20 protein-coding genes and 1 tRNA gene are annotated in these 19,037 nt (G+C 45.9%); 18 read left to right on the top strand and 3 right to left on the bottom strand.

Annotated elements, in window-relative coordinates:
- The first annotated feature begins 36 nt into the window (after positions 1-36).
- Positions 37-112 (top strand) — tRNA-Gly (locus VIC_RS00055).
- 546 nt (positions 113-658) lie between these two features.
- On the opposite strand, the gene queG is transcribed toward VIC_RS00055, so the two are convergent.
- Complete coding sequence (gene queG / locus VIC_RS00060) at positions 659-1,771, bottom strand: tRNA epoxyqueuosine(34) reductase QueG (protein ID WP_006957046.1); 1,113 nt, start codon at positions 1,769-1,771, stop codon at positions 659-661.
- Positions 1,772-1,971: 200 nt separating this feature from the next.
- Here queG and tsaE point away from each other — a divergent pair, with 200 nt between their 5' ends.
- The 9 genes from tsaE to VIC_RS00105 all read left to right on the top strand — a co-directional run bounded on the left by tsaE (position 1,972) and on the right by VIC_RS00105 (position 11,346).
- The gene (gene tsaE / locus VIC_RS00065) at positions 1,972-2,433 is read left to right on the top strand and encodes a tRNA (adenosine(37)-N6)-threonylcarbamoyltransferase complex ATPase subunit type 1 TsaE (RefSeq protein WP_006957047.1); all 462 of its coding nucleotides are present in this window, start codon (positions 1,972-1,974) and stop codon (positions 2,431-2,433) included.
- Positions 2,430-4,160 carry a LysM peptidoglycan-binding domain-containing protein gene (locus VIC_RS00070; protein ID WP_006957048.1) on the top strand — a complete coding sequence of 577 codons (1,731 nt, stop codon included), beginning with the start codon at positions 2,430-2,432 and terminating at the stop codon, positions 4,158-4,160. The genes tsaE and VIC_RS00070 overlap by 4 nt, the downstream gene beginning before the upstream one ends.
- Before the next feature lie 8 nt (positions 4,161-4,168).
- On the top strand, positions 4,169-6,145 hold the full coding sequence (mutL, locus tag VIC_RS00075; RefSeq protein ID WP_006957049.1) for a DNA mismatch repair endonuclease MutL: 1,977 nt from the start codon (positions 4,169-4,171) through the stop codon (positions 6,143-6,145).
- A complete protein-coding gene (miaA, locus tag VIC_RS00080) occupies positions 6,142-7,089 on the top strand; it encodes a tRNA (adenosine(37)-N6)-dimethylallyltransferase MiaA (RefSeq protein WP_006957050.1) in 948 nt (315 codons plus the stop codon). Before mutL ends, miaA begins: the two co-directional genes overlap by 4 nt.
- A 187-nt stretch (positions 7,090-7,276) precedes the next feature.
- Positions 7,277-7,543 (top strand): RNA chaperone Hfq, encoded by a 267-nt coding sequence (hfq, locus tag VIC_RS00085; protein ID WP_006957051.1) that lies wholly within the window; start codon positions 7,277-7,279, stop codon positions 7,541-7,543.
- 44 nt (positions 7,544-7,587) lie between these two features.
- Positions 7,588-8,877, top strand: coding sequence for a ribosome rescue GTPase HflX (gene hflX, locus VIC_RS00090; protein WP_006957052.1), 1,290 nt, complete (start codon positions 7,588-7,590; stop codon positions 8,875-8,877).
- Positions 8,878-8,922: 45 nt separating this feature from the next.
- On the top strand, positions 8,923-10,119 hold the full coding sequence (gene hflK / locus VIC_RS00095; protein WP_006957053.1) for an FtsH protease activity modulator HflK: 1,197 nt from the start codon (positions 8,923-8,925) through the stop codon (positions 10,117-10,119).
- Between the two features lie 2 nt (positions 10,120-10,121).
- Positions 10,122-11,099, top strand: coding sequence for a protease modulator HflC (gene hflC / locus VIC_RS00100; RefSeq protein WP_006957054.1), 978 nt, complete (start codon positions 10,122-10,124; stop codon positions 11,097-11,099).
- A gap of 61 nt (positions 11,100-11,160) precedes the next feature.
- Positions 11,161-11,346, top strand: coding sequence for a DUF2065 domain-containing protein (locus VIC_RS00105; protein WP_006957055.1), 186 nt, complete (start codon positions 11,161-11,163; stop codon positions 11,344-11,346).
- On the opposite strand, the gene VIC_RS00110 is transcribed toward VIC_RS00105, so the two are convergent.
- Positions 11,343-11,570, bottom strand: a complete 228-nt coding sequence (locus VIC_RS00110) for a SlyX family protein (RefSeq protein ID WP_006957056.1) — start codon at positions 11,568-11,570, stop codon at positions 11,343-11,345. The genes VIC_RS00105 and VIC_RS00110 overlap by 4 nt on opposite strands.
- Before the next feature lie 2 nt (positions 11,571-11,572).
- Positions 11,573-12,553 (bottom strand): WD40 repeat domain-containing protein, encoded by a 981-nt coding sequence (locus tag VIC_RS00115; protein WP_006957057.1) that lies wholly within the window; start codon positions 12,551-12,553, stop codon positions 11,573-11,575.
- Positions 12,554-12,691: 138 nt separating this feature from the next.
- On the opposite strand from VIC_RS00115, the gene fkpA reads away from it, so the two are divergent.
- From fkpA to fusA, 8 genes are all read left to right on the top strand, one after another.
- Complete coding sequence (gene fkpA / locus VIC_RS00120; RefSeq protein ID WP_006957058.1) at positions 12,692-13,486, top strand: FKBP-type peptidyl-prolyl cis-trans isomerase; 795 nt, start codon at positions 12,692-12,694, stop codon at positions 13,484-13,486.
- A 185-nt stretch (positions 13,487-13,671) separates the two neighbouring features.
- A complete protein-coding gene (locus VIC_RS00125) occupies positions 13,672-14,394 on the top strand; it encodes a helix-turn-helix transcriptional regulator (RefSeq protein WP_039951057.1) in 723 nt (240 codons plus the stop codon).
- A complete protein-coding gene (tusD, locus tag VIC_RS00130) occupies positions 14,391-14,786 on the top strand; it encodes a sulfurtransferase complex subunit TusD (RefSeq protein WP_006957060.1) in 396 nt (131 codons plus the stop codon). The genes VIC_RS00125 and tusD overlap by 4 nt, the downstream gene beginning before the upstream one ends.
- Complete coding sequence (tusC, locus tag VIC_RS00135; protein WP_006957061.1) at positions 14,783-15,139, top strand: sulfurtransferase complex subunit TusC; 357 nt, start codon at positions 14,783-14,785, stop codon at positions 15,137-15,139. Before tusD ends, tusC begins: the two co-directional genes overlap by 4 nt.
- 7 nt (positions 15,140-15,146) lie before the next feature.
- Positions 15,147-15,422: a sulfurtransferase complex subunit TusB gene (gene tusB / locus VIC_RS00140; protein ID WP_006957062.1), complete on the top strand. Its 276-nt coding sequence runs from the start codon at positions 15,147-15,149 to the stop codon at positions 15,420-15,422.
- Positions 15,423-15,624: 202 nt separating this feature from the next.
- Positions 15,625-15,999, top strand: coding sequence for a 30S ribosomal protein S12 (gene rpsL, locus VIC_RS00145; RefSeq protein ID WP_004399892.1), 375 nt, complete (start codon positions 15,625-15,627; stop codon positions 15,997-15,999).
- 117 nt (positions 16,000-16,116) lie between these two features.
- Positions 16,117-16,587 carry a 30S ribosomal protein S7 gene (gene rpsG / locus VIC_RS00150; RefSeq protein ID WP_006957063.1) on the top strand — a complete coding sequence of 157 codons (471 nt, stop codon included), beginning with the start codon at positions 16,117-16,119 and terminating at the stop codon, positions 16,585-16,587.
- Between the two features lie 156 nt (positions 16,588-16,743).
- Positions 16,744-18,843: an elongation factor G gene (fusA, locus tag VIC_RS00155; protein ID WP_006957064.1), complete on the top strand. Its 2,100-nt coding sequence runs from the start codon at positions 16,744-16,746 to the stop codon at positions 18,841-18,843.
- Positions 18,844-19,037: the final 194 nt, after the last annotated feature.

The following is a 19,037-nucleotide window of genomic DNA, read 5'->3' on the forward strand; positions in this document are numbered from 1 at the left end:
TTTTCTAAGCCTTCATTATGCTTTGAATAATGAACTGCGACACTAGCTCAGTTGGTAGAGCGCAACCTTGCCAAGGTTGAGGTCACGAGTTCGAACCTCGTGTGTCGCTCCAAATTCTTCTCAGACTTCAGACGTCTGATCGACCTTAAAGGTCACCGCTCTTTATCTAATGCTGTGAAGCATAAACCAATCAAAATCATAATAAGTCCTCCATTACGGTGGGCGTTTTTATGTCTAAAATTCAAATCAGCACGAGATGTGCTCGTTTTATTTTTTAATGACAAGCCTCGGTGAGTCAGGGCTAGCTGTAAAAACTAACAGAGTTATCCACAATTATTGTTCTGTGGATAAGTTGGTGGGTAACCTGATTATGGATGTTGATTTGAGTCGAAGAGAAATGATCTTTTGTGTTATGAAAGTTTCTTTCTGATTCCCGATATTGAGCTAAGTCTTTGTATTAAAAGAATTTATCGATTGGCTGTTGTTAGCTAAAGAGCATCTCGTTCGATCATTAAGTGATTGTTTTTTGATCCTGGTCATTTATGGCTAATGTGATTAACTTCTTTAGCTGAAAGAAAACAAGCAATCGCCCTTTCTTTTTTCCACATTCCCGTTTTTAGAGCTAAATCAAATTACGCCGTCTTATATCAGGCAAAGTTTATGCATCTCTGGGGAGCCCTTTTTGCACGATACGGATTAGCCTATTTAGCTTAGTCGATGAATGGGGTATTTGGGCAATTTGTTGCTCTATCGCCCAACGAATATGTTCATCCAGTACTTCACTCAATCCTATACGCTGCTCTAGTGCCTCAATAATATTAGCTGAATATGGCGCATTGCCCATGGCGATCGACAAATTTCTTAACCATTGGATATGACCTATTCTTCGAATGGCAGAACCTTCCATATTTTTGAGAAATGTTTTTTCATCCCATGCAAACAGAGTAACAAGATCTGGTGAGGTTAACGCCTGCCTACGATGAAAGTCTTCGCGTTCAGTTAATTCAGAGAAGCGGTTCCATGGGCAAACAAGCTGGCAATCGTCGCACCCATAAATACGGTTACCCATAGGTTTGCGGAATTCTTCAGGAATCACGCCGTCGAATTCAATGGTCAGGTAAGAAATGCATCGTCGTGCATCAACGACACCTTCTTCAATAATGGCTTGGGTAGGGCAGGAAGTGATACAAGCGGTACATTTTCCGCAGTCACCTTGGTGCGCTTCATCGATGGGCAAAGGTAAATCGATGAGTAGCTCACCAAGAAAAAACCACGAACCACAATCTTTATCCAGAATGAGGGAGTGCTTTCCGGTCCAGCCTAGTCCTGCTTTTTGCGCTAAAGGGCGCTCGAGAATAGGCGCGGAATCGACAAAAGGGCGGTAGCCAAACTGCCCCACTTCTTGCTCTATTTTCTGGCCAAGTTTCTTTAGCTGGTTGCGTACCAGTTTGTGGTAATCTCGGCCCAGTGCATAGCGGCTTATATAAGCTTGGGTAGGATCGGCTAGGTTGGCTGCAAATAGCGCTTCAGGGGGGAGGTAGTCCATGCGGACGCTAATGACTCGCACTGTGCCAGGCAGAAGCTCAGCAGGGCGTGCTCGCATCATGCCGTGACGTGCCATCCAATCCATTTCACCGTGATAGCCGGCATCAAGCCATTTTTGCAGTGCTGCTTCGTGTTCACTCAGGTCGACATCGCAGATACCGGCTTTCTGGAAGCCAAGCTCTTGTGCCCAAACTTTGATCTTGTTTGCGAGCTCTTGGTAGTTCATGCTAATGACTCTGGTGAAATGGGGGGCGGATCTTAACGGATCTTTTTCGTTGAATCTAGCAGCGAAATCAGAGAATTCATGCCAAAATAGCAGGAATTTGGCTTTTACTTACACAACAGACCTTGTCTCTCAATTCCAACCCAGTTTACTATTCCTGTTCTTTTGATTTTTATATAGTCACCCAGTAGAGATTGATCTTCATGACCACGAAACATTTTGCCCTTAAAGATGAACAAGCAACGATTCAATTAGGGACAGTCTTGGCAAACCTATGCTCTCAACAAACCACCATCTATTTACACGGTGATTTGGGCGCTGGTAAAACGACATTCAGCCGAGGTTTTGTGCGTGCACTGGGTCATCAGGGAAATGTGAAAAGCCCAACCTATACCTTAGTGGAGCCGTACCAGCTAGACCAATGGCAAGTTTATCATTTTGATCTATACCGCTTAGCCGATCCGGAAGAGTTGGAGTTCATGGGGATCCGAGATTACTTTACTCCTGATGCGATCTGTTTGGTTGAATGGCCAGAGAAAGGTCAGGGTTTGCTTCCTCGCGCAGATCTGGATATAGAGTTGCGCTATGACGGTGAAGCGCGCATGGTTGATCTCACTGCCAATAATGATTATGGATCTAAATTACTTGAACAGTTGGAGTTATGATAATCAATAAATTCGTTCGAGCTGTCTCTGTCTCTTTTCTCCTAGCTCTGTTTCTTTTGCCCACTCGTGTGTGGGCAAATGCTCTTGAAAGTATTCGTGTTTGGCCGTCTCCTGACGAAACCCGTGTGGTTATTGATTTGGCATCGGAGGCGGAGTACAGCTATTTCACACTCAGCAGCCCTGATCGCTTAGTCGTGGATCTCAAGCAGACTTCCATCAATACCAAATTACCGATTAACGTCTCGGAAAGTCCAGTACTGAAAAGGATTCGTAAGAGTTCGCCACCACAGAAAGGTACCTATCGACTGGTGTTTGAACTCAAACGGAAAGTGACGCCTCAGTTGTTTAAGCTGGCGCCTACTCCGGGTGGTCAATATGGTCATCGTTTGGTGATCGACATGCCTCATGGCTCATCCTCTTCATCTACCTCAGCAGCCAAGCCTTCTTCTTCAAGTAGTTCACCTCAAGTGAGTCGAGATGCCTCTCAGTTATTGGGCACCGCTGATATTGTGGTTGCGATTGACGCTGGCCACGGTGGTGAAGACCCGGGTTCTATCGGGCCAAGCCGCAAGTATGAGAAACATGCGACTTTGGCAATCTCCAAGAAAATTGCTGCTCAGATCAATGCCGTTCCGGGCATGAAAGCCGTGTTGACTCGTCGTGGTGATTACTTTGTGAATCTCAACAAACGCTCCGAAATTGCGCGTGGCAGCAAGGCACATTTATTAGTTTCAATTCATGCTGATGGTTTCCGCACTCCGCAGCCGCGCGGTGGTTCAGTGTTTGTGCTTAATACACGTCGAGCAAATTCAGAAATCGCCCGTTGGGTAGAGAATCACGAGGAACAGTCGCAACTACTGGGTGGTGCAGGTGAAGTTCTTTCTAAGAACACCAGCGATAAGAATGTCAGCCAGACGCTGCTGGATCTGCAGTTCAGTCATTCTCAGAAAGAAGGCTATAAAGTTGCTACTAAGATCCTCAAACAGATGAGCAGTGCCGGAATTAAACTGCACAAGAAGCAACCTGTAAACGCCAGCCTCGCAGTATTGAAGTCGCCTGATATTCCATCTGTCTTGGTTGAGACTGGGTTCATTACTAACCCGACAGAAGAAAAATTACTTTTCCAACGCAGCCATCAAGATAAATTGGCGCGTGCACTGACTAAAGCGATTGTTCAGTACTTTGAAGCGAATCCACCTGAAGGTACTCTGTTCTCGAATCGTGGTAAGACTATAAAACATAAGGTTAAACGCGGTGAATCGCTGTCAGTGATTGCCAAAAAGTACGGCACGACAACGAAAGCCATCATGCAGGCCAATAAGCTGAAAAGTTCTAGTCTCGCGATTGGTCAGGTGTTGACGATCCCAGGTTCAAAAGGTGCAATACCAGTACCTAAAGTGACGAATCCGGTGGAAACCAAGACCATCACTCATGTGGTTCAAAGTGGGGAATACCTCGGTAAGATTGCTGCGCGATACAAAGTGTCGGTTGCAACGATTAAACGCGAAAACAAACTGCGTTCTGACACGCTGAAGCTCGGTCAAAAGCTGAAAATTACCGTCAGCATGAAAGATCAGCCGTTACGTAAACACAAAGTGAAGCGCGGTGAGTTCCTTGGGAAAATTGCCAGCCAATACGATGTGAGTGTCAGCGCGATCCGAAAAGCCAACAATCTGCGTTCAGATGAACTGGCGATTGGTCAGGTTCTGATCATTCCGAATAAGTAGCGATAAGCATGACGATTAAAATTCTTCCAGCACGACTGGCTAACCAGATTGCCGCAGGGGAAGTGGTTGAGAGGCCAGCTTCCGTTGTCAAAGAGCTGGTCGAAAACAGTTTAGACTCTGGTGCTACCCGGATTGATATTGATATCGAAAAAGGCGGCACTAAGCTTATCCGTGTGCGTGACAATGGCAAAGGCATTGCCAAGGATGAGTTGGGTTTAGCTTTGAGTCGTCATGCGACGTCAAAAATACACAGCTTGGATGATCTTGAAGCGATCATGAGCTTAGGGTTTCGTGGCGAAGCGCTTGCCAGTATCAGTTCTGTTGCTCGTCTGACACTGACCTCTCGTCCTGCTACACAAGATCAGGCTTGGTCTGCGTACAGTGAAGGGCGCGAGATGCAAGTGAAGCTGCAACCGACAGCGCACCCTATTGGTACGTCAGTCGAAGTGCTGGATCTGTTTTTTAATACGCCAGCTAGACGTAAATTCCTCCGCACAGAGAAGACCGAATTTACTCATATTGACGAGCTGTTAAAACGTATCGCTTTAAGCCGATTTGACGTCACGATCAATTTGCGACACAACGGCAAAATGATCAAGCAATATCGAGCGGCTAAGACTCAGGTTCAAGAAGAAAAACGCATTGCGGCAGTATGTGGCAACCCGTTCGTGCGCAATATGTTGAAAATTGAGCTTGAACACCAAGGGCTCAAGCTGCATGGCTGGATCACGACGCCCGAAGGAGCTCGTCAGCAAAGTGATCTGCAATACTGCTACGTCAATGGCCGTATGATGCGTGACAAGCTGATCAACCATGCCATTAGGCAAAGCTACGAGACCAGTCTACGTCCTGAACAGTTTGCTACTTATGTGCTGTTTATTGAGATTGACCCCCATCAAGTCGATGTGAATGTCCATCCGGCGAAACATGAAGTGCGTTTCCATCAAGCTCGTCTGGTACATGACTTTATTTATCAAGCCTTGAGTGATGCTCTAGTACAGAGTGCTCAGATTGATAAACCCGACATCAACGCCTCTGCATTTCATACAGAACCCGTTACACCGGAAATACCTACCCCCGTCACTGCCGACACCAATCCTGTGTCTGAAAGCGTGTATCGAGCAGTGGAAAAAGTGCCTGCTTATCCTGGTCAGCAAGGCTATGAAGAAAAGCGTCAAGCTGAGAAAGAGCGTACTCAGGTACGTGAGGCAGCAGCGAAAAGTGACTGGGTAGAATCACGTCCTGTACCTCGGCAAAAAGCGAAACCTGAAGAGCGCTATGGAGAGCCAGCACCAAGCAAGCAGGAAGTACGTGCTTACAAAGAGTTGCTGGAAACACCAGTGTTGTCTCAGGAAGCCCCTCCAATTCCCTCAGAACTTGAACCTGTAACTTCAGCTCTCGCAGAGCCTGCTGAGGCAATAGAGGCATTGGGTAAAGCTGTCTGTGTGACTCAAGGCCAGTACTTGCTTATGGGAGATAAGCAGGGAGCGAGGGTAGTCTCAATGGCTAAAGCAGAATGGTTGCGTGTGAACGGGCAGTTGTCACTCAATGGAGGGGCATTGAAGAGTCAGCCTCTCTTGGTGCCATTGTCACTGAAACTCGACCATCAGCAGATTGAAGCGTCTCAACAGCATCACGCAACGTTGATGCAGTTTGGCATAGAGCTGAAGAGTCGAAATTCATCCTCATTGATGATCATGGGGGTACCTCAGCCGCTTCGTCAGCAAAATTTACAACAATTGATACCAGATCTGTTATCTTACGCGGCTTTGATATCAGAGAATGATCAAGCCTTGCCACCACAGGCGCTCTCTGATTGGTTAACCAACCAGATCACACAGGTTAAAAGCGACTACACTTTGTCGGAAGCGATACAGGTCATTGCTGAGATAGAACAACTTTGGCGGGGGAACCTGCCGTTAGATGACCGTACTTTTGTTCGCCCTGTTGATTTTTCTGCAACCATTGCAGCGATGAAGTTATGAAGAATGAATTACCTTTGGCCCTCTTTTTAATGGGGCCAACCGCATCGGGGAAAACCGATCTGGCGATCCGCCTGCGAAAAAAATTTCCAGTGGAAATTATTTCTGTGGATTCCGCTCTAATTTATAAAGGGATGGATATCGGTACCGCCAAGCCTGATGATGAAGAACAGGCACAGGCCCCACATCGATTGATCGATATTCTCGATCCTAGCGAAGCCTATTCCGCCGCAGACTTTCGTCGCGATGCGTTGAATGAAATGCACAAGATTGTAGAGCAAGGCAAGATCCCACTCTTGGTTGGTGGCACCATGCTCTATTACAAAGCACTACTGGAAGGTTTGTCACCTCTTCCAGCTGCAAACCCTGAAATCCGTCAGCAAATTGAGCAAGAAGCATTGACTCTAGGCTGGGAGGTACTGCACGATCAACTCAAAGAGATTGATCCGGTTTCTGCTGAACGAATCCACCCGAATGATCCGCAAAGATTGTCGAGGGCATTGGAAGTTTATCGAATTTCAGGTAAAACTCTTACTGAACTGACTCAAACCAAAGGTGAAAGCCTGCCGTTTAGAGTGAAACAGTTTGCTATAGCTCCCAAGGAAAGGGCTGAACTTCATCGCCGAATCGAATTAAGATTCGACAAAATGATGGAAGCAGGATTTGAGCAAGAAATGCGTGAGTTGTATGCTCGCGATGATCTTAACCCAGATCTTCCTTCTATTCGTTGCGTCGGCTATCGGCAGATGTGGGATTATTTGGATGGGAATTGCACACTTGATGATGCCATATTTAAAGGCATCTGTGCGACCCGCCAGTTGGCCAAGCGACAAATCACCTGGTTGCGCAGCTGGGATGATTTAACTTGGTTAGATAGCGAAAACATAGAACAGTCTCTAGAAACCGTATCAAATGCCATAGCGTCTGAAGGTTTTAGCTGTGTATAATGTGATCGCTTTTGCGTGAATGTACCCTGTAAAGGATCTGTTACTTGAAATTTGATGGTAAAGCCGTCATAACAGGTAACGACAGGGTGTTTTTTATCGTTTAGCTCAGATGCAAAGGCCGCACCTAGTTTTGCAGCGCACCACTAGCTAAATAACTAGAACAAAATTACAAAATAAGGAAAATAAAATGGCTAAGGGGCAATCTCTTCAAGACCCATTCTTAAATGCATTACGTCGTGAACGTATTCCCGTATCAATCTACCTAGTAAACGGAATTAAACTACAGGGTCAGATTGAGTCTTTCGATCAATTTGTGATCTTGCTGAAAAACACAGTAAACCAAATGGTATACAAGCACGCTATCTCTACGGTAGTTCCTGCTCGTCCAGTTAGCCACCACAGTGGTGAGCGTCCTCAGGGTGGCGAGCGTCAGCAAGAGAAATCAGAAGATTAATTCTCTGAACAAGAAAACTAGTATTATTTTAAGGAGTTGATTGCTTGTTTGACCGTTATGAAGCCGGTGAGCGAGCCGTACTTGTTCATATCAACTTCACGCAAGAAGGGGAGTGGGAAGATCTCAGCGAGTTTGAAATGCTGGTATCTTCAGCTGGTGTCTCAACGTTACAAGTTGTAACTGGTAGTCGCCAGTCACCACACCCTAAATATTATGTCGGAGAGGGTAAAGCTCAGGAAATTGCCCAAGCGGTGCAACTTGCTGCTGCGGATATAGTGATATTCAATCACGCCCTCTCTCCTGCCCAAGAACGTAACCTAGAATCGTTGTGTAAATGTCGAGTCCTTGATCGTACCGGTCTGATCCTCGATATCTTTGCTCAACGTGCCCGAACACACGAAGGTAAATTGCAGGTTGAGCTCGCTCAGCTTCGCCATATCTCTACTCGACTTATTCGTGGTTGGACTCACCTTGAGCGACAAAAAGGTGGTATTGGTTTACGTGGTCCAGGTGAAACCCAGTTAGAAACTGACCGACGTCTTTTGCGTGACCGTATAAAAGCTATCTTGCGCCGCTTGGAAAAAGTGGCAAAGCAGCGTGAACAAGGTCGCCGATCCAGAAATCGAGCGGAAATCCCAACTATCTCTCTGGTTGGTTATACCAACGCGGGTAAATCCACCATGTTTAACCGCATTACCGAAGCGGGCGTATATGCAGCAGACCAGCTGTTTGCCACTTTGGATCCAACGTTGAGAAAAATTGAGCTTGCGGATGTGGGAACAGCCATTTTGGCTGACACGGTTGGATTTATCCGACATTTACCCCATGACCTAGTCGCCGCTTTTAAAGCGACCCTGCAAGAAACGCAGGAAGCTGACATTTTGTTACATGTTGTCGATGCCAGTGATGAGCGTTTTCGTGAGAATATTCATGCTGTTCATGAAGTGCTTGAAGAGATTGGTGCCCATGAGGTACCTGCTCTTCTCGTAATGAACAAAATTGATAATCTCGAAGACCAGAAACCTCGAATTGAAAGGGACGAAGAAGGTATTCCTCGTGCCGTTTGGGTTTCGGCAATGGAAGGCATTGGTGTTGAACTGCTGTTTGATGCTCTGACTGAGCGCTTAGCTAGTCAAATGGTTCAGTATCAATTGCGAATACCGCCACAACATCAGGGGCGCATTCGTAGTACATTCTTCCAAATGAAATGTATTCAACGAGAAGAATATGATCAGGATGGTAACTTGTTGATTGATGTTCGCATGCAACAAGTGGATTGGTCTAGACTTGAAAAAAGAGAAGGGGCAGTTTTACGTGACTTTATAGTTACTTAAATGACTGCTACAGTATAACGTCATATCAAATGATGGAGCTTTCTAATGGCGTGGAATGAGCCTGGTAATAACAACGGCAACAATGGCCGCGATAACGACCCTTGGGGGAGTAATAATCGTGGTAACAAAGGTGGCCGTGATCAAGGACCGCCAGACTTAGACGAAGTATTTAATAAACTGAGTCAGAAACTGGGTGGAAAGTTTGGTGGTGGAAAAGGAGGCAAAGGGTCTTCTATCGGTGGCGGCGGTGGTGCACTAGGTTTTGGTGTCATTGCAGTAATCGCGATAGCAATCTGGTTCTTTGCGGGCTTTTACACCATCGGTGAAGCCGAACGTGGTGTTGTTCTACGATTGGGTAAATACGATCGCGTCGTAGATCCTGGTCTGAACTGGCGCCCTCGCTTCATTGATGAAGTTACTCCTGTCAACGTACAGGCAATTCGCTCACTGCGTTCATCTGGTCTAATGCTGACTAAAGATGAAAACGTTGTGACGATAGCGATGGATGTTCAGTACCGTGTTGCTGACCCATACAAATACCTATTCCGCGTGACGAACGCAGATGATAGCTTACGCCAAGCGACCGACTCTGCGCTTCGCGCAGTGATTGGTGACTCTCTGATGGATAGCATCCTGACGACTGGTCGTCAGCAAATCCGTCAAAGTACTCAGGAAACGTTAAATGAAATCGTAGATAGCTACGATATGGGTGTTGTCATTGTTGACGTCAACTTCCAGTCTGCGCGTCCACCTGAGCAAGTTAAAGACGCATTCGACGATGCTATCGCAGCACGTGAGGATGAAGAGCGTTTTGAACGTGAAGCAGAAGCTTACCGTAACGATATTCTTCCAAAAGCGACGGGTCGAGCTGAGCGTCTGAAGAAAGAAGCATTAGGTTACTCTGAGCGCGTAGTGAATGAAGCACTTGGTCAAGTAGCGCAGTTTGAGAAACTACTTCCTGAATACCAAGCAGCGCCTGAAGTTACTCGTAACCGTTTGTACCTAGATACTATGGAACGCGTTTATTCAAGCACGTCTAAAGTCCTGATAGATTCGGAATCAAGCGGTAACCTTCTGTATCTGCCTATTGATAAACTGGCGGGTCAAGAAGGTAAGACTCAAACCAAACGTAGCACGAAGTCCTCTTCTGCATACGATCAAATTGAGCTAGAAACTCAGAAAAATGAGACAACTTCAGACTCGCAATCTCGTTCAACTGGTTCACGTCAAGGGAGATATTAAGAATGCGTAAGTTAATGATCCCTGTATTAGTCGTTACCATTGTTCTACTGCTAATGTCAGTATTTGTCATTCAAGAAGGCGAGCGTGGATTGGTGATTCGATTTGGTCGTGTTCTTGATGATAACGGCGCATCAAAAATCTACGAGCCAGGCTTGCATTTTAAGATGCCGCTATTCGATCGAGTGAAAACTCTGGATGCGCGTATTCAAACAATGGATAGCCGTTCTGACCGTTTCGTAACGTCTGAGAAAAAAGACGTGCTGATCGATACTTACGTTAAGTGGCGTATCTCAGACTTCGGGCGTTACTACCTAACCACTGGTGGTGGGAATACGTTGACAGCGGAAGCGCTACTTGAACGTAAAGTTACCGACGTACTACGTTCTGAAATTGGTGCTCGTGAGATCAAGCAGATTGTTTCTGGCCCGCGTAACAAAGATGTACTTCCTGAAAGTGCAGACAGCGAAGAAGTGACAACTGAAGCGGCTCTTGAAGCGCTAGAAGTTGACGGTGAGCGTGACCAAATTATGGAGAACGTTCTTGTTGGTACTTCAGATAGCGCAATGACTGACTTGGGTGTTGAGATCGTTGATTTCCGTATGAAGAAAATCAACCTACCTGATGAAATCAGTGAGTCTATCTACCGCCGTATGAGAGCTGAGCGTGAATCTGTAGCGCGTAAGCACCGTTCCCAAGGTCGTGAGAAGGCAGAAGTTATCCGTGCACAAGCTGATCTAGAAGTGGCAACAGTTCTAGCAGAAGCGGACAAAACTGCACGTGTAACTCGAGGTGAAGCGGATGCGAAATCTGCGAAAATCTACTCGGATGCTTATAACAAAGATCCAGAATTCTTTGGCTTTATGCGTTCTCTAAAAGCTTATGAGACATCATTCAGCGATAAGAGCGATATCTTAGTACTGGATCCGAAGAGTGACTTCTTCCAGTACATGAATAACTCTGCTGGTGCACCAGCGAAGTAAGTTCAAGTTGATAGATAATAAAGGCTCCCTTGTGGAGCCTTTCTTTTTTGAGGAGCTACGTATGTCGAACTCATTGTGGGTCGCATTGGGGTTAGTGTTAATCGTCGAAGGGCTAGGGCCTTTAATTGCCCCTAATTTCTGGCGTAATATGGTTGCTCAGTTAAGTGAACAACCCGACAATCAACTCAGGCGTATCGGCGGTTGCTTAGTGGTCGCCGGTGTCGTGATTACATACATGTTTAGTTAGTAGTGTGGAGGCGGGGTTTCTTGAGCTGGATCAGCTAAATTAGATGAGTCCATGTTTTTGACCTTGCCCACCACGTACTTCATCTGGTCCTGCATTTTTGTGATCAGCAGCTGTTGCTGGCTCAATGCATCATTAAGAGACTCAATGGTCTGTTCTTGAAAGGCCAGCTGGCACTCCATGTCGTTTAGACGGTTCTCCAATTCTTCAACACGCTTTTCTGTCATGATTAGTAGTCCACGCTCCAAGCTTGAGCAATTCCAGCGGAAGTGCCCGAGATCACTCGGTTCTGATTGTCAAAAGCTGCATCATACACCACTGCACGTGGAGGGCGAGTATCTTTTAAAGGCTCGGCTTCAAATCCCTCGACCTTTTTACCTGTTTGTACGTCCCAGACCATAATTCGGCTTGAAGGAGTACCAGTGACAAGGAACTGCCCATCATCCGAGAAGCGGGCCGTTGAGAAGATCAACTGACGAGAAAAACTGCGCAGGTTGGAAATTTGCTCTCCGGTTCTGAGATCCCAGATGATTGCTTGATTGCCCCCGTCCGAGGTAAAGGCGTACAAACCATCCCGTTGTAGGGCGACACGATTGATGCGCTGCTCATGTTCAAAGCTCTTAAGAATTTGCCCTGTGCGGGTATCCCATAGGTAGGCGGTGTAGTCATTGCCTCCAGATAAGGCGAAGCGACCATTAGGAGATAGGGCGACAGAATTCACTTTTTCATTGTGGGCAAGGAACTCTAATCGTCTTCCAGTGACTAAGTTGACGTAAATGGCCTTGCCGTTCGATAAGCCCAGCAAGACTTGTTCACCATTGCTGGCAATGTCGACATCGCGAATTAATCCGTCGGAGATGGACCAAAGACCTTGTGCTTGTGTCCAAGCTAAATCCCAAACCGCGAAGTTAATTTGCGTTGCGGTGACGGCAAATCGGCCATTATCTGAGATACGGATTCGAGAAACGGTACTGGCTTGAGGATCTTGTTCGCCTAATGAGGCAAGCTGCTGGCTTTCGTAGAGATCCCACAGTACCAGTTGATGCTCTTTGGAGTACAACAGGGCAAAGCGGGCATCTCGGCTTAAGGCGAAACTGGTGGTTCCTAGAGGTTCAATTACCCAACGTTGATCATCCTGCGTGGAGAAAAAGCAGCCATTTAACGCTGCGATGACAAACGTAAGTATCAGAGTGTGAAAAATAATTCGCATTAAATACAAAGATCCGCTTTAGTTAACGTTTAATTAAAACGCATATTGGTTATAGTGGTACAACATGCTTATGAGCACCAGTCTAAATTACAGATTTGTGCGCAAAGACAAATGGTTAGCCATTAATTGGAGAATTCAATGAAATCTATTTTTAAGGTGTCACTGCTTGCAGCAACAGTAATGTTGGCGGTTGGCTGTCAGAAAGAAGAAGAAGCTAAAACAGAAGCAGCGCCTGCAGCCGAGCAAGTGCAAGCAGAAGCCGGTAAAACGGTTCACTTTAAAACCGACGATGAGAAAGCAGCTTACGCGATTGGCGTATCGTTCGCTAACTACCTGAATACTAGCCTAGATAAGCCAAACGAAATTGGTATCAATCTAGATAAAGACCTTGTATTGAAAGGCATTGAACATGTGTTTGCGGGTAATCCTGAGCTAAATGAAGAAGAAACACGCGCAGCACTTGAGTCGCTAGACAAGCGTGTAGCTGAAACGATGCAAAAGCAAGCAGCAGAAAAAGCAGCTGAAGCAAAGAAAGCGGGTGATGATTTCCGTGCTGACTTCGAAAAGCAGGAAGGTGTGAAGAAGACTGAATCAGGTCTACTTTACCAAGTAATGACTCCAGCTAAAGGTGATCAGCCGAAAGACACTGATACGGTTCAGGTTCATTACAAAGGCACATTGATTGACGGCACTCAATTCGATAGCTCATACGATCGTGGCGAACCAGCGACGTTCCCACTTAACCGTGTGATTTCTGGTTGGACTGAAGGTGTTCAACTAATGCCTGTAGGCTCTAAGTTTAAGTTCGTTATCCCACCTGAGCTAGCATACGGTGAGCAAGATACGCCAAGCATCCCGGCAAACTCTACCCTGGTGTTTGAAGTTGAACTGCTGAAAATCGATAATGGCGAAGGCGAGCAAGCGGTTCAATAAACCACTTCTCTCTGAATAAAGATGGAAAGGTCTGACGTAAGTCAGGCCTTTTTTCATTTTCTGAGTGCTGTATCGCGTGAATAGTTTGTTCTAAATCACTAGATAGTGGCATTGCTAGATGTTCAATTCAAAATTTCTGATAAACTTACACCAATTTGTTGATTTTTCGCTCGAAGGCTTAAAAAGTGACAACTACAGACACAGTAAACACGGATATGTTGCTCGAAATGGAATCTGTCAATGTGATGCCATTTAGTGAGCACGACAAAATTATTCTGAGATCCTATGAAGCAGTCGTAGACGGCATCGCCAGTCTTATCGGCCCATTTTGTGAAATCGTTCTGCATTCTCTGGAAGATCTCAATACGTCAGCGATTAAAATTGCCAATGGTGAAAATACCGGCCGTCAGGTTGGTTCACCTATCACAGATTTAGCGTTAAAAATGTTGCGTGATATTGAAGGTTCCGAACGTAACTTCTCTCGTTCCTACTTTACCCGTGCCAAGGGTGGAGTGTTGATGAAGTCGATTACCGTTGCGATCCGCAATGGCGAGAATCGTGTTATTGGCTTGCTATGTATCAACGTCAATCTCGATGCGCCATTCTCTCAAGTACTGCAATCTTTCATGCCAACGGAAGAGGCAAAGCAAGCGGCATCCTCAGTGAACTTTGCCAGTGATGTTGAAGAGCTGGTGGACCAGACGGTTGAACGTACTATCGAAGAGATCAATGCTGACAAGTCAGTATCGAACAACACCAAAAACCGTCAGATTGTGATGGAGTTATTCGATAAAGGCATTTTTGACATTAAAGATGCGATTAATCGCGTGGCAGATCGTTTGAATATCTCTAAGCACACCGTTTATCTTTATATCCGCCAGCGCAAGACTGAGGAAGACGAAAGTTGAGTGCATTGAGCTACACCTTGGTCGTCAACGGTTCAGTGTATGGCAGTCAGTCTGCTAGAACTGCATATCAGTTTGCCCGTAGCCTGATTAATAAAGGGCATCAGTTGGTCAGTGTGTTCTTTTATCAAGATGGCGTAACCAACGGAACCGCGCTGAGTGTACCGGCGAATGACGAATTTGATTTGGTCAAAGCGTGGCAATCTCTGGCTTTAGAACACGCAGTGCGCCTCGAGACTTGTGTTGCCGCGGCATTGCGTCGTGGTGTAGTCAGTCAGGATGAAGCCAAGCAACACAGCTTGATGCAAAGTAACCTTGCAGATGGCTTTCATCAGGCAGGGCTAGGCAGTTTGGCTGAAGCTATGCTTACCCAAGATAGAGTGGTGCAGTTTTGAGTCAGTTAACCTATGTGTTCCGCAGTGCCCCTCATGGCAGCTCGTCCGGCCGAGAAGGTGTCGATGCTTTGCTGGCGGCATCAGCGTATTGCGAAGACATCAGCGTACTGTTTATTGGTGATGGTGTGTACCAGCTGATTGCTGGGCAGCAAACAGGCAATATCCTTAGCAAAGACTATTCACCTATGCTCAAGCTATTTGATCTTTACGACATTGAACAAGTATACGTCTGCTCGGACTCATTGGCTGAACGTGGTTTAGCGCAAGCTGACTTAGTCATCGATGTTGAATCGCTATCTGTTGTTGATATGCAGGCGCAGCTCCATCGCGCTGACAAAGTACTTTCTTTCTAAGGGAATCATGTTACATATTGTTAAGTCTGTGGCGGCTCTGGAAGACGTCGTTAAGGTGTATGTTGATGGCGATGCTTTGCTATTGATTGAAGATGCTGTTTACGCGGTTAATCCCCAACATAAGACGTACCCACTAATAAAAGGCTTCAATACCTTTGTGTTGCAGAGTGATCTGGCAGCCCGTGGTATCCTTAACCGTATGAGCCCATCTATAGAGATGGTCGACTACGAAGGCTTTGTTGACCTTACTTCTGAGCAAGAAAACTCTCTCACCTGGGATTAAGTCTTTTCCTTGGCAGACTGTGAATAAGCATTTACGGCACACGTGTTCGAGTTGAACAAAAAAGATCCGTATATTTCTTGACACACCTCTCACTGCTGCATAGAATTTTGCGTCCCTATTTGTACGAAGTGCTTTGGTACGACGTCTAGATAGGGTTAGATTTTTCACAAAGCTTACTTTTAAGTAAATCAGGAGCTAGTTAATGGCAACTATTAACCAGTTGGTACGTAAGCCACGTGCAAAGCAAGTTGTTAAAAGCAACGTGCCAGCACTAGAAGCGTGCCCACAAAAACGTGGTGTATGTACTCGTGTTTACACTACTACACCTAAAAAACCTAACTCGGCACTACGTAAAGTATGTCGTGTACGTCTAACAAACGGTTTCGAAGTAACTTCGTACATCGGTGGTGAAGGTCACAACCTTCAAGAGCACTCAGTTGTTCTAATCCGTGGCGGTCGTGTTAAAGACCTTCCGGGTGTACGTTACCACACTGTACGTGGTGCACTTGACTGTGCTGGCGTAAATGACCGTAAACAAGGTCGTTCTAAGTACGGTGTGAAGCGTCCTAAGTCTTAATCGTCTTTTCTTTTAAAGAGAAGCGTTAAGTAAGGCCAAACACTAAAATTAATATTAATTTTTGAAGAAACTGTAAAGTTTTGGATAACCTGAAGAATAAGACAACGGAGAAATTCCATGCCACGTCGTCGCGTCATCGGTCAGCGTAAGATCCTTCCAGATCCAAAGTTCAAATCAGAACTGCTGGCAAAATTCGTTAACATCCTTATGGTTGACGGTAAAAAATCTACTGCAGAGAAAATTGTTTACACTGCACTAGATGCAATGGCTGAGAAATCTGGTAAAGATCACTTAGCTGTATTTGAAGAAGCTCTTGAAAATGTTCGCCCTGCGGTAGAGGTTAAATCTCGTCGCGTGGGTGGTTCAACTTACCAAGTACCTGTAGAAGTTCGTCCGGTTCGCCGTAACGCACTTGCTATGCGTTGGGTAGTTGAAGCTGCGCGTAAGCGTGGTGAAAAATCTATGGCTCAACGCCTAGCTGCTGAAATGCTAGACGCGTCTGAGAACAAAGGTACTGCTGTTAAGAAACGTGAAGACGTTCACCGTATGGCAGAAGCGAACAAAGCATTCGCTCATTACCGCTGGTAATACCTTTCAGTGCCGCGGGAACCCTCGCGGCGCTACACTAGTTCCTATGCGCAAGCCTAGGAACTATTGCTATATCTAGGGCAAGCAAAAACTGCTTCTAACAGATTAAAATGCAACTAGAAATAGCAATAGTCCCTAATTCAAGAGGATTCAATCGTGGCTCGTAAAACACCTATTGAGCGCTACCGTAATATTGGTATCGTCGCTCACGTAGACGCAGGTAAAACAACCACAAGTGAACGCATTCTTTTCTACACTGGTCTTTCTCATAAAATCGGTGAAGTTCACGATGGTGCTGCTACCATGGACTGGATGGAGCAGGAGCAAGAGCGTGGTATCACAATCACCTCTGCGGCTACGACAACTTTCTGGCGTGGTATGGAAGCGCAATTCCAAGACCACCGCATCAATATTATCGATACTCCTGGACACGTTGACTTCACTATTGAAGTAGAGCGCTCACTGCGCGTACTCGATGGTGCAGTTGTTGTATTCTGTGGCTCGTCAGGTGTTGAACCTCAATCTGAAACGGTATGGCGTCAAGCAGATAAGTACCACGTTCCGCGTATGGTGTTTGTCAACAAGATGGACCGTGCAGGTGCTGACTTCCTTCGTGTTGTTGATCAAATTAAAAACCGTCTTGGTGCGAACCCTGTTCCTATCCAACTTAATGTTGGTGCGGAAGAAGACTTCAAGGGTGTTATTGACCTGATCAAGATGAAGATGATCAACTGGAGTGAAGCTGATCAAGGTACAACTTTCACTTACGAAGACATTCCAGCGGACATGCTTGAACTTGCTGAAGAGTGGCACAACAACCTTGTTGAGTCAGCGGCAGAAGCTAGCGAAGAGCTAATGGATAAGTATCTTGAAGAAGGCGAACTAACGGAAGCTGAAATCAAGCAAGCATTACGTACTCGTACACTAAACAATGAAATCGTACTGGCCACTTGTGGTAGTGCGTTTAAAAACAAAGGTGTTCAAGCGGTACTCGATGCAGTAGTCGAATTTTTACCATCGCCAATTGACGTTCCAGCGATCAAAGGTGTGGATGACAACGACAACGAAGTAGAGCGTCATGCAGACGACAACGAACCGTTCTCAGCACTCGCATTTAAAATCGCGACAGACCCGTTCGTAGGTACGCTAACCTTTATGCGTGTTTACTCTGGTGTAGTGAACTCTGGTGATGCTGTTTACAACTCTGTTAAACAGAAGAAAGAACGCTTTGGTCGCATCGTACAGATGCACTCAAACAAGCGTGATGAGATTAAAGAAGTTCGCGCAGGTGATATTGCAGCAGCAATTGGCCTGAAAGACGTGACGACAGGTGACACACTATGTGACCAGAACCACAAGGTGATTCTGGAACGCATGGAGTTCCCTGACCCAGTAATTCAGATCGCGGTAGAGCCTCGCTCTGTTGCCGATCAAGAAAAGATGGCTATTGCGCTAGGTAAACTAGCCGCAGAAGATCCGTCTTTCCGCGTCGAAACGGATGACGAAACAGGTCAGACACTGATCTCTGGTATGGGTGAGCTTCACCTAGATATCATCGTTGACCGTATGAAACGTGAATTCAGCGTTGACTGTAATGTTGGTAAACCTCAGGTTGCTTACCGAGAAACGATTCGTGGTAACGCGGAAGTTGAAGGTAAATTTGTACGTCAATCTGGTGGTCGTGGTCAGTATGGTCACGTATGGATCAAACTGGAGCCATCTGAACCTGGTGAAGGTTTTGTCTTTGTTGACGAAATTGTGGGTGGTGTTGTTCCTAAGGAATACATCAGTTCGGTAGCGAAAGGTATCGAAGAGCAAATGAACAGTGGTGTTCTAGCGGGTTACCCGGTTCTAGACATTAAAGCAACACTGTTTGATGGTTCTTACCACGATGTTGACTCTAACGAGATGGCGTTTAAGATCGCTGGCTCGATGGCATTCAAGAAGGGTTCATTAGAAGCACAGCCTGTACTTCTTGAGCCAATGATGAATGTTGAAGTAACTACGCCTGAAGATTGGATGGGTGACGTTGTTGGTGACCTAAACCGCCGTCGCGGTATGATCGAAGGTATGGACGATGGTGTGGCTGGTATTAAGATCATCCGCGCTCAAGTACCACTATCTGAGATGTTTGGTTACGCAACTGATCTACGTTCTGCAACTCAAGGCCGTGCGTCTTATTCTATGGAGTTTAACGAGTACGCTGAAGTACCGAAAAACTTTGCAGATAAAATCATTGCAGACCGTGGTTACTAATAAATCGTATTAACCTTTAAAAATAGCAAGACTTTTTTAAAGATCAATACGTCCAAATATTGCGCTGACGGACGTTGGCGCATAAAATAGCAAATTCTGGCGCGTCGTGATCAATAATGTTCGCGGCGAATCATAACTAGGAAGGAACACGATCGTGTCTAAAGAAAAATTTGAACGTACTAAACCGCACGTTA

Origin of the sequence: Vibrio coralliilyticus ATCC BAA-450, assembly GCF_000176135.1 — a bacterium.
Taxonomy (GTDB): Bacteria; Pseudomonadota; Gammaproteobacteria; order Enterobacterales; family Vibrionaceae; genus Vibrio; species Vibrio coralliilyticus.